The sequence below is a fragment of the Hydrogenophaga sp. genome (genome assembly GCF_041633695.1).
Lineage (GTDB): Bacteria > Pseudomonadota > Gammaproteobacteria > Burkholderiales > Burkholderiaceae_C > Hydrogenophaga.
On sequence record NZ_JBFJMY010000110.1, the window covers coordinates 1 to 11,256 of the forward strand.

Genomic DNA, 11,256 nt, shown 5'->3' on the forward strand with positions numbered 1-11,256 from the left:
CAAATTGCGCACCGACGCTTCCCCGATCAGCATCTTGCCCATCATCTTGAGCGTGATCCACGAAACCTCCCAAGTCCGCTCCAGCCCCAGGATCAGCCCGTCCAGCGGCCCATGCCGCACCAGCACCATGGCAGGCGGCGCACCGATATAGGCGCCGATTCGGCCGATCCAGCCCTCGCCCATGCGTTCCGCAGCGGGCACCACCTCCAGTGTCATGACCCGGCCCGCGCGCTCGATGTCCCAGCTCTGCGACACGACCTGGCCAGCAGGGCCGACACCGGCGCGGATCATGGAACGCAGCGCCTGCCCATCCACCACCGCATGGCCGTCGATGCGACGCACCTGGTCGCCGGCCTGCAAACGGGCGGCGGCGGCGGCACCACCGTCCAGCACTTCACCAACCACCGGTGCCGTCCATGGACCGACGATGCCGATGCGCTGAAACAGGCTGGCATCGACCTCGCTCACGTCCAGTTCGCTCAAGGGCAGGACAAGCGCCCGGGTGCTCCCGCCCTCTTCAGCGCTGGTCCACAAGGTGAGGTCCTCACCGGACAGCGCAGCTTGCGTCAGACGCCAGCGCAAGTCCTCGAAGGAAGCCACTTCGTTGGGTTCGTCCGGATTCGCGCCGGCTTGGCCCACCCATTCCCCGCCACGCACACCGGCGCGCTCGGCCAGGGAGCCCGCCACCGGGCTGCTGAGCACGGGTTGGGGTTCATCCACCCCGATCCAGTTCACTGCGGCGTACAAAACCACCGCCAGCAACAGATTGGCCACTGGGCCGGCGGCCACGATGGCAACCCGCGACCGCAAGGGCTGGGTATTGAAAGCCAGGTGGCGCTCCGCTGCGGCCACCGGCGCTTCGCGCTCGTCGAGCATGCGCACATAGCCGCCCAACGGCAAGGCGCACAGCACAAACTCGGTGCTCTGGTTCTTGCGCGTCCAGCGCAGCAAGGGTTTGCCAAAACCAATCGAGAAGCGCAGCACTTTCACGCCACAAGCCACGGCCACGCGGTAATGCCCGTATTCGTGCACCGCGATCAGCAAGCCCAGGCCCACCACAAAAGCTATCAGGGTCAACATGTCAGGGGTTCATCTTTCCAGTTCAAGCCATCCAGGTTCTGGATACGTCCAGCGACGGCACCCGATTCAAGGTCAAGGCGATTGTGTCGACACCAGGGCTTGCGCCACGCTGCGGGCCTCCTGGTCGATGGCCAGCAGCTCGTCCAGACCGCTGGCTTTGGAGGGGCGAAAGCGCTGCAAAGTTGCATGGTTCACACGGTGAATCTGGTCGAAGCGCAAGCGGTGTTCCAGAAACGCCTGCACCGCAATTTCGTTGGACGCGTTGAGCACGGCGGTGGTACCACTCGGCCCTTGCAGCGCGTCCCAGGCCAGCTGCAGCCCTGGAAAGCGCTGCGCGTCGGGCGGCTCAAACGTCAAAGCGCCCAGCGTGGCGAAATCCAATGCGTCCGCACCCGACTCCATGCGTTCCGGCCAGGACAGTCCATAGGCAATGGGTACCCGCATATCGGGCGTACCCAGTTGGGCCACCATGGAGCGGTCGCGGTATTGCACCATGGAATGGATCACGCTCTGCGGGTGGATAACCACTTCGATCTGCGACGGCGCCAAGTCAAACAGGTAACGCGCCTCGATCACCTCCAGCGCCTTGTTCATCATGGTGGCCGAATCGACCGAGATCTTTCGCCCCATCACCCAGTTGGGGTGGGCGCAAGCCTGATCCGGCGTCACGCTGTGCAAGGTTTGCGGGTCGCGGGTGCGAAACGGCCCACCGGACGCGGTGAGCACGATCTTCTCCACCCGCTGCGCCCAGCTGGCCGGGTCTTCGGGCAAGGACTGGAATATGGCCGAATGCTCGCTGTCGATCGGCAGCAGCACACCACCACCGGCCCGCACGGCGGACATGAAGAACTCGCCCCCCACCACCAGGGCCTCTTTGTTGGCCAGCAACAGCTTTTTCCCCGTGCGCGCGGCGGCCAAGCTGGGCGCCATGCCCGCCGCACCCACGATGGCTGCCATGACGCAATCGACCTCGGGCGCAGAACTCACATCACACAGCGCTTGCTCGCCGGCCAGAACCTCGGTGGGCAGGCCCAGGGCCTGCACGCGTTGCGTGAGCTGCTGGGCGTGATCGGCGCTGGCCATGACGGCGTAGCGGGGCCGATAAGCCACGCATTGGGCCAGCATGGTCTCCACCTGGGTTGCCGCCGTGAGCGCAAAAATGCGGAACCGATCCGGGTGGCGGGCCACCACGTCCAGCGTATTGGTGCCGATGGAGCCGGTCGAGCCCAGAATGGTGAGGAACAGTGGTGCAGTCATGTTTTACAACGTGGCCAGCATCATGCCCAGCGGCAAGATGGGTAACAAAGCATCGACGCGGTCCAGCACACCACCGTGGCCGGGCAGCAGTTGGCTGGAATCTTTAACCCCCGCGCTGCGCTTGACCAGCGATTCGATCAGATCCCCGACCACGCTCATGGCCACCAGAAAAACCAGTGCCAGCAAGGCCAGGACGGGGCCCATGCGCCACAAATGGGTAAATACGCTGGCCTGCGCGGTATGGCCGTTGGCGTCGGCCCAGAGCCAGGCCAGTGCCAACAGGCATACCCCGGCCATGCCGCTGAAAACACCTTCCCAGCTTTTGCCGGGGCTGATGCCGGGCGCCAGCTTGCGACGCCCCAGCGCTTTGCCACCGAAATAGGCCGCGATGTCCGCCATCCAGACCAGGCCAAACAGCGACAACAGAAAATTCAAACCCAAAAGACGCGCCTGCACCATGGCCAGCCAAGCGCAGGCGATCAGGAACAAGCCCAGCCACAGGCGCAACGGCGGCGACCAGGCCCCCCAACCCGCCACGCCGCGCCGCAGCATCACCACCGCCAGCAGCACCCACACTGCGCCGACCGCCAGCCACAGCGGGCGCCAGGCCAAGCCAAGCCCCCCCGATAGCCAAAAGCCCGCCAGTGCAGCGCCCAGTCCCAGGCCAACGCCCAAGGCCACCCGGGTACCGCAGCCATTGAGCCGGGCCCACTCCCATCCTCCTGCCACGATCAAGAGCAGGGTCAAGGCGGCGAAAGGTTCGATCGACGGGTAGAACAACGCGGGCAAGAGAATCGCCAGCAACACCAGCGCGGTGACGATGCGCTGCTTAAGCATGCTGTCGCCCGCTCGTGGGCAGAGCACTGCCGGGGGCCTGTGCCGAGGTCTGGCCGAACCGCCGTTCGCGGCCCGCGAAATCGGTCAAGGCCTTGTCCAGCTCGATCTCGTCAAAGTCTGGCCACAGGCCGTCGGAGAAATACAACTCGGTGTAGGCCGATTGCCAGAGCAGGAAATTGCTCAGGCGCGATTCGCCGCCAGTGCGGATGAGCAGATCGGGGTCCGGCACATGGGCCAAGGCCATGCCCGCAGACAGTGTCTCTTCGTTGATCTCAATGCCTTGTTCGGCCAGCCGCCGCGCGGCCTGAACCATGTCCCAGCGCCCGCCGTAGTTGAAGCAGACATTGAGCACCAGCGCCTGGTTGCCCACGGTCTTGACCGCCGCCGACTCCAGCCCACGGACCACGCGAGCAGACAAGCCGGTCTTGTCGCCCGGAAAATGCAGCTGCACCCCATTTTTGTGGAGCTCAGGCACCTCGCGCGACAGCGCCAATACCAGCAGCTCCATCAGGCCCGCCACCTCTTCAGCGGGCCGGTTCCAGTTTTCAGAGGAAAAAGCAAACACGGTGAGCACCTGTACACGGCGGCGCAGGCAGGCATGGACTGTGCGCTTGAGCGCGTCCACCCCTTGCTTGTGTCCGGCCACGCGCGGCAAGTGGCGCTTCTGCGCCCAACGCCCGTTGCCGTCCATGACGATCGCCACATGCCGAGGCACACGCCCCGCACCCGGCAGATCTTCAAAGGTTTTTGCCGTCATGGAGCGCCATGAAAAGAAAACTGCCGCAGCGGGTCCGACACGCGGATCACACTTCCATGATGTCGTGTTCTTTGGACGCCACCAGCCGGTCCACCTCGATGATCATGCGGTCGGTGAGCTTCTGGATATCTTCCTGCGAGCGCCGGTCGTCGTCTTCCGAAGCCAGCTTGTCCTTGACCAGGCGCTTGACCGATTCGTTGGCGTCGCGGCGCAGGTTGCGGATCGCGATCTTGGCGGCTTCGCCTTCGTTGCGCACCACCTTGGTCAATTCCTTGCGTCGCTCTTCGGTCATGGGCGGCATGGGTACCCGGATCAGGTCGCCCTGGCTGGAGGGGTTCAACCCCAGGTCGGACTCCCGAATCGCCTTTTCAATTTTGGCGCCCATGCCCTTCTCCCACGGAGCCACGCCCACGGTACGGGCATCGAGCAGAGACAGGTTGGCCACCTGGGACAAAGGCAACATCGAACCGTAGTATTCGACATGCACGGTATCGAGCAAGCCCGGACTGGCGCGGCCGGTGCGGATTTTCGTCAGGCTGCTTTTAAAAGATTCCAGCGATTGCTGCATCTTGTGTTCGGCGGTTTTTTGTATCTCGGCAGTACTCATTTTTTGCTCCTCGAAATGGGTGAATGCGGTCGCAACCAAGCGGTCAAACGTGTACCAGGGTACCTTCATCACCCCCCAGCACCACGTTGCGCAGCGCACCGGGCTTGAAGATGGAGAACACCTTGACCGGCAGCTTCTGGTCCCGGCACAGCGCAAACGCCGTGGCGTCCATCACTTGCAGATTCTTGCCCATGGCCTCGTCGAAAGACAAGGAGGTATAGCGGGTTGCGGACGGATCTTTGTTGGGGTCGGCGCTGTACACGCCGTCCACCTTGGTCGCCTTGAGCACGATCTCGGCGCCGATCTCGGCACCGCGCAAGGCGGCAGCGGTGTCGGTGGTGAAAAACGGGTTGCCGGTACCTGCGGCGAACACCACCACCTTGCCCTCCTCCAGGTATTGCAAGGCCTTGGGCCGCACATAGGGCTCCACCACCTGTTCGATGGCAATCGCCGACATGACCCGCGCCACCAAACCGGCTTTTTCCATGGTGTCGGCCAGGGCCAGCGAGTTCATGACCGTGGCCAGCATGCCCATGTAGTCGGCCGTGGCCCGATCCATGCCGACCGAACCACCGGCCACGCCACGGAAAATGTTGCCGCCGCCGATCACGATCGCCACTTCGACCCCCAGGCGGGTGACCTCGGCGATTTCTTCCACCATGCGCACGATGGTGGCCCGGTTGATGCCAAACGCATCGTCGCCCATCAGGGCCTCTCCGGAGAGCTTCAGCAGAATCCGTTTGTAAGCGGGCATGGGACAACCTTCTGTATTGCAATCAACATCTCAACCGCCAAGTGTAGCGAGGACCGCCGGACTTACCACCGCAGTGCCGGCCTGTGCCTGCGCCAATCGGTTCCACACAAGACAACGGGCCTTGCGGCCCGTTGTCTTGTTCGGCGTCAGGCGGCCATTTCCATTCTGGATCAGGCGCCTTTGGCGGCGGCCACTTGTGCGGCCACTTCGGCGGCAAAATCGTCCGCCTTCTTCTCGATGCCCTCACCCACCACGTACAAGGTAAAGCCCTTGACGGTGGTGTCGGCGGCCTTGAGCATCTGCTCAACGGTCTGCTTGTCGTTCTTGACGAAGGACTGGTTGAACAGGCTCACTTCTTTCAAGTACTTCTGCACGCCGCCTTCGATGCGCTTGGCCACGATTTCATCGGACTGCACCGGCTTGCCAGCGGCTTCGGCGATCTTGCGGTCTTCGTCGGCCTTGGCCGTGGCCACCGAACGCTCGCGCGCCACCAGCTCGGCTGGCACTTCGGCGCTCGACAAAGACACCGGCTTCATGGCAGCGATGTGCATGGCCACGTCTTTGGCGGCGGTCTCGTCGCCCACGTATTCCACCACCACACCGATGCGCACACCGTGCAAGTAAGCGGCCAGTTGGCCACCTTCGCTGTAGCGCTTGAAGCGGCGGATGCTCATGTTCTCGCCGATTTTCCCGATCAGGCCGGCTCGCACGTCTTCCACCGTGGGGCCAAAGCTCTCCATGGACAGAGGCAAGGCCGACAAGGCCGCGACATCGGCCGGGTTGTGCTTGGCCACCAACTCGGCGACCTGGTTGCAGAACGCCAAGAACAAATCGTTCTTGGACACAAAGTCGGTTTCGCAATTGACTTCCACCAAAGCACCGGTGGTGCCGTCGATGAAATTTGCGACCACGCCTTCGGCCGTGACCCGGCTGGCGGCTTTACCGGCTTTGCTGCCGAGCTTGACGCGCAGCAACTCTTCGGCTTTTTCCATATTGCCTTCGGCCTCGGTCAGGGCCTTTTTGCACTCCATCATGGGCGCATCGGTCTTGGCGCGCAGTTCTGCCACCATGCTTGCTGTGATTGCCATATTCAATTCTCCGTTGGTCGTTTCGACTCGCAGTAGGATGGGCTGACGCCATCCAATCAAGGGATTCGCTTGCGAAAAAGGGGCTACTGGAGCCCCTCTTTCCGCAAAAGCTCGGAATCAGGAAGCAGCGGCTTCCTTGACTTCCACAAACTCGTCCTGGCCTTCGGCCACCACGGTCTTGACCGTGTCGTTGACGGCATTGGTACGGCCTTCGATCACCGCATCGGCGATACCGCGGGCATACAAGGCCACGGCGCGCGAAGAGTCGTCGTTACCGGGGATCACGTAATCAATGCCCACGGGGTTGTGATTGGTATCGACCACGCCGACCAGCGGAATGCCCAGCTTCTGCGCTTCCAGCACGGCGATCTTGTGGAAGCCCACATCGATCACAAAAATGGCGTCGGGCAGAGCAGCCATGTCCTGGATGCCGCCGATGTCTTTTTCCAGCTTCGCCATTTCACGGCTGAAGGTCAGTTGTTCTTTTTTGGACATGCTGTCCAGGCCCGCTTCCAGCTGAGCTTGCATGTCCTTCAAGCGCTTGATCGAGGTCTTGACGGTCTTGAAGTTGGTCAACATGCCGCCCAGCCAGCGCTGGTCCACGAAAGGCACGCCAGCGCGGCGGGCCTCGGTGGCGACGATTTCGCGCGACTGGCGCTTGGTGCCGACCATCAGAATGGTGCCGCGGTTGGCGGAGAGCTGACGCACGAACTTGGCTGCTTCTTCAAACAGAGGCAGCGTCTTTTCGAGGTTGACGATGTGAATTTTGTTGCGATGGCCGAAGATGTACGGAGCCATCTTGGGGTTCCAGAAGCGGGTTTGGTGACCAAAGTGGACACCGGCTTCCAGCATTTCGCGCATGGTGATAGACATGAGATTTCTTTCCAGAGGTTGGGACTAAAATCCAGCCCCGATCACCACCGGTCATGAATTCCTCTGGAATCCAAGACCCGCTGGCAACACCTGGTTGGGCTGGTTTGTGATTAACCCGACCGGTCTCTGGTTTGAAGCAAGCATCAAACCCGATTCCAGTCAAGCCTGTCGATTATAGCAGTACAGTCCCTCTCCACCCGCCTCTGCGGTAGCCTCGTCAACACGCCACCGCAACCCTTAGTGCCTCCCGCACGCCCTCCCCCATGCCCCAGCCTTCCCTGTCCAACCTCCATCCGGGGGTCCGCCACCCTGCACCACGCACCGCATCCTGCATTTGGGGTATCGCTTGAAACTGGCCATCATTGGGGCGGGCGCGATCGGCGTCACCACGGCTTACGAGCTGTCGCAAAGCGGTCACGAGGTCACGGTGTTCGAACGCCGCCAGACCGCCGCAGAAGAAGCCAGCTTTTCCAGCGGCGGCCTGATTTCACCGGGCTGGTTGGCCTTGCACATGGGCGCCCTGGAGTCGGTGCGCTCGCTTTTTCCTGGGCCTGCGGGTGGCTCCGGCCTGCGCTTGAACCGCCTGCCCAGTGGACAAGAGTTGCAGTGGCTGTGGCGCTCGTTGCGCTCGGGCCGCGCCAGCCAGGCGGCCAGCCAGCTGATTGGCAACCACCAGCTCACCAGCTACAGCCAGCAACGCTTGTGGACACTCACCGCCGAACTGCAACTCGAATACGACCATTGCCAAGAATTGTTGGTATTGCTGCGCAGCGCCCGCGACAGCGCGCAAGCGGCAGCAAGCCTGCCCCTGATGCGCGAGCTGGGGATCGGGTTCAAAGAAATTCCCGGCGACCAGATTCACCTGCTGGAGCCGGCTCTGAGCACCGAAACAGCTTTACACGGCGCCATTCAGCTCACTGGCGACGAGGCGGCCAACTGCCGCCAGTTCACGCTGCTGCTCAAATCCAAGGCCCAGCAACTGGGCTGCCGGTTCGAATTTTCCACCCAGGTGGAGCACCTGGACAGCAGTGGCGGCGTGTATTTGCGCACCCAACCCAGCACGCAGAAAGATCCGGGCGCGGGTGCTGCACAGCGCTTTGACGGCGCGGTGGTCTGCACCGGCGCGTCCAGTCTGGGTTTGCTGCGCCCGTTGGGACTGGTGCTGCCACTGCAGGCGGTCTACGGACACGCCATCAGCGCAGCGGTGCGCGAACCGCTGGACACCCCCCAGGCCGCCGTGCTGGACGCGCGGCACGGGGTATCCATCGTGCGCATGGGCCAGCGGATCCGGGTTGCCGGGGGATCCCGGCTGGGGGAAACACAGGGTGTGAAGTCCAAAGCCGAGCTGAGACGCCTGTACCAAGTGCTGTCCGACTGGTTTCCCGGTGCGGCGCGCCTGGGTGGAGGCAAAGACAGCGTCCAGGAATGGCAGGGGGCGCAGGCCATGACGCCGGACGGCTCGCCCGTGCTGGGCGAGAGCGGCGTGCCCGGCGTGTGGCTGAACCTGGGCCACGGCGCCCATGGCTGGGCCATGGCTTGCGGCAGCGCCCGGGTGCTGGCCGATCTGGTTCAAGGGCAGACGCCCGGGATCGATGTGGCGGCCTTCGGTATCCAGCGCTTTGCGCGCTGAAGCCTTCCCATTCAAGCGGGCGTGGCGTGCAACCGTCAGATCGGGCCACCCGTGTGCGGTTTGCAGCGGCTCGCACCTGCGCGGCCTGTGCATCCGGCCATGCGACTTGACGACGCGCCCTCCGCACCGCAGGATCGTGCAGGCACGGTTTTTTCACCGTCTCCATCCAACCATTTTCAGGAGTGATCCCATGGGTATGTTCAGTTTCATCAAGGAAGCCGGCGAAAAGTTGTTCGGTATGGGCAAGGCCGCTGCCGCACCCGTTGCCGCGTCCGACCCCGCACTGGCCGCGCAAGCCAACCAGGCGGCCGGTCAGGCCATCGCCAACTACATCGCCAGCATGAAGCTGAACGTGGAAGGCTTGAGCGTGGACTACGAAGGCACGACCGAAACCGTGACGGTCTCAGGCATTGCACCCGACCAGGCCACACGTGAAAAGGTGGTCCTGTGCTGCGGCAACGTCTCCAGCGTGGCCTCGGTCAGCGATCTGATGACGGTCGCCACACCCGAGCCCGAGTCGCGCATGTACACGGTGGTCAAGGGCGACAACCTGTCCAAGATCAGCAAGGAATTTTATGGCTCGCCCAACAAATACATGCTCATCTTTGAGGCCAACAAGCCCATGCTGAACCACCCGGACAAGATTTACCCTGGACAGCTGCTGCGCATTCCGGCGGCCTGAGTCCAACGCGCTGACCGCCGCACGGCCCGCCTCCGCCACCCATGCCCGAACACCGCATGCGCCGGATCACAGCCAGTACGCGCGAGGCCTTGCACCACACCCAGGCCACCCGGGCGCTTGAAAAATCTGCGGCTGCGGGCTTGCCGCCGGGCACGCTCATGGCACGGGCCGGCCTGTCGGTCGCCCAACTGGCGCGGGCGCTTTGTCCACATGCGGCAAGCATCTGGGTCGCTTGCGGCCCGGGCAACAACGGCGGCGACGGCTTGGTCGCGGCCACGCATTTGCACCAGTGGGCGCAGCAAAATGGCGGTCACCTAAAAGTGGTGGTCACCTTGTTGGCAGACCGCCAACAGCTGCCAGCAGATGCCGCAGCCGCGCTGCAGCAGGCCAAGGTGGCCGGCGTGGTGTTTTCAGACACCCAACCGGAGCACTTCGACCTGTTGATTGACGCGTTGTTGGGCATTGGTCCGCGCCGCCCGGCCGAGGGGGCGCTTGCCCGCGATCTCCTGGCCTTGCAACATTGCCCCCGGCCAGTACTGTGCGTGGACGTGCCCAGCGACCTCGACGCCGATACCGGCGCGGTCACGCACGGCGACTCCAGCTCCGTGACGCGCCAAGGCCTTGGGCCGCGCCACACCCTGAGCCTGCTCACGCTCAAACCCGGTTTGTTCACCGCCTTTGGGCGCGACCTCGCTGGTGAGGTGTGGCTGGACGATCTGGCTTGCCCCGCCGAGCCGCAGGCCACCGCCTGGTTGGCCGGCGAACACGCCCCCACGGCTGAAAAATCGGCCCACGCCCATGCCGGACACAAAGGCCGCTACGGCGACGTGCTGGCGGTGGGAGGACAGGACATCGCGATCGACGGCGCCGGCATGACGGGCGCGGCCATCCTCGCGGCACGCGCCAGTCTGCACGCCGGGGCGGGTCGGGTCTTCGTAGCGCTGCTGGAGGCCGGGGTCGCAGCGTCCGCGCTGCGCTGGGACCCGGTGTGCCCCGAGCTGATGTTTCGCCAGATCGACGCGCTTCTGGCCTCGAACCTGATGCAGAGCGCCTGCGTGGCGTGCGGCTGTGGCGGCGGCTCCGGCGTGGCGGAGGTCTTGCCCCGCGTGCTGTCCTCGGCCGCCCGCCTGGTGCTGGACGCAGACGCGCTCAACGCCATCGCCAACGACCCGGGCCTGCAAACCTTGTTGCAGCACCGCTCCAGTCGAAACAAGGCCACGGTGCTGACGCCCCACCCGCTGGAGGCCGCGCGCCTGCTGGGCGTGAGCACCGCAGAGGTGATGCGCGACCGGCTCTCTGCCGCGCAACAGCTGGCAGAGCGCTTCGGGGCGGTGTGTGTGCTCAAGGGCTCGGGCACGGTGATCGCCGCGCCGGGGTGCTTGCCGCTCATCAACCCCACGGGCAACGCGGCCCTGGCCACAGCGGGCACCGGCGATGTGCTGGCCGGCATGATCGCCGCCGCGTGGGCCGCACCCGATTTCACACCGTCCACGGCGCACGACCGTGTGGCCTCAGCGGTCCATCACCACGGCGCGCTGGCGGACCGGTGGGCCCAGCAGCGCGCAACCGGTGAAGACCGCCCCAATTTGACGGCCAGCCAGCTGCTGGCGGGCGGGTAATACCCGCTGGCGCAGCGCCGGAATCAGCCGAGCAGCATCAGCCCCACCTGCAGCAGAATCACCAGCACCAGC

The 11,256-nt window shown here is 64.1% G+C and carries 11 protein-coding genes; 3 read left to right on the forward strand and 8 right to left on the reverse strand.

Translation table 11 applies throughout. The annotated features are described in order from the left end of the window. The 8 genes from rseP to rpsB all read right to left on the reverse strand — a co-directional run. Positions 1-1,080, reverse strand: a 1,080-nt coding sequence (gene rseP / locus ABYB95_RS09015) for an RIP metalloprotease RseP (RefSeq protein ID WP_372658125.1), incomplete at its 3' end; no start/stop codon positions are given. A gap of 72 nt (positions 1,081-1,152) precedes the next feature. Continuing rightward, entirely contained in the window at positions 1,153-2,337 is a 1,185-nt protein-coding gene (gene ispC / locus ABYB95_RS09020) for a 1-deoxy-D-xylulose-5-phosphate reductoisomerase (RefSeq protein ID WP_372658126.1), read from the reverse strand. Between the two features lie 3 nt (positions 2,338-2,340). Then, the gene (locus ABYB95_RS09025; RefSeq protein WP_372658127.1) at positions 2,341-3,174 is read right to left on the reverse strand and encodes a phosphatidate cytidylyltransferase; all 834 of its coding nucleotides are present in this window, start codon (positions 3,172-3,174) and stop codon (positions 2,341-2,343) included. Continuing rightward, a complete protein-coding gene (gene uppS, locus ABYB95_RS09030) occupies positions 3,167-3,931 on the reverse strand; it encodes a polyprenyl diphosphate synthase (protein ID WP_372658128.1) in 765 nt (254 codons plus the stop codon). Before uppS ends, ABYB95_RS09025 begins: the two co-directional genes overlap by 8 nt. A 46-nt stretch (positions 3,932-3,977) precedes the next feature. Continuing rightward, positions 3,978-4,538 carry a ribosome recycling factor gene (frr, locus tag ABYB95_RS09035; RefSeq protein WP_372658129.1) on the reverse strand — a complete coding sequence of 187 codons (561 nt, stop codon included), beginning with the start codon at positions 4,536-4,538 and terminating at the stop codon, positions 3,978-3,980. 43 nt (positions 4,539-4,581) lie between these two features. Beyond that, positions 4,582-5,292, reverse strand: coding sequence for a UMP kinase (gene pyrH / locus ABYB95_RS09040; RefSeq protein ID WP_372658130.1), 711 nt, complete (start codon positions 5,290-5,292; stop codon positions 4,582-4,584). Positions 5,293-5,462: 170 nt separating this feature from the next. After that, entirely contained in the window at positions 5,463-6,380 is a 918-nt protein-coding gene (tsf, locus tag ABYB95_RS09045) for a translation elongation factor Ts (RefSeq protein WP_372658131.1), read from the reverse strand. A 117-nt stretch (positions 6,381-6,497) separates the two neighbouring features. Continuing rightward, complete coding sequence (gene rpsB, locus ABYB95_RS09050; RefSeq protein WP_372658132.1) at positions 6,498-7,253, reverse strand: 30S ribosomal protein S2; 756 nt, start codon at positions 7,251-7,253, stop codon at positions 6,498-6,500. Between the two features lie 346 nt (positions 7,254-7,599). Here rpsB and ABYB95_RS09055 point away from each other — a divergent pair, with 346 nt between their 5' ends. From ABYB95_RS09055 to ABYB95_RS09065, 3 genes are all read left to right on the forward strand, one after another. Next, a complete protein-coding gene (locus ABYB95_RS09055) occupies positions 7,600-8,883 on the forward strand; it encodes an FAD-dependent oxidoreductase (protein ID WP_372658133.1) in 1,284 nt (427 codons plus the stop codon). Between the two features lie 190 nt (positions 8,884-9,073). Then, on the forward strand, positions 9,074-9,565 hold the full coding sequence (gene lysM / locus ABYB95_RS09060; protein WP_372658134.1) for a peptidoglycan-binding protein LysM: 492 nt from the start codon (positions 9,074-9,076) through the stop codon (positions 9,563-9,565). A gap of 56 nt (positions 9,566-9,621) precedes the next feature. After that, positions 9,622-11,184: an NAD(P)H-hydrate dehydratase gene (locus ABYB95_RS09065; protein ID WP_372658135.1), complete on the forward strand. Its 1,563-nt coding sequence runs from the start codon at positions 9,622-9,624 to the stop codon at positions 11,182-11,184. Positions 11,185-11,256: the final 72 nt, after the last annotated feature.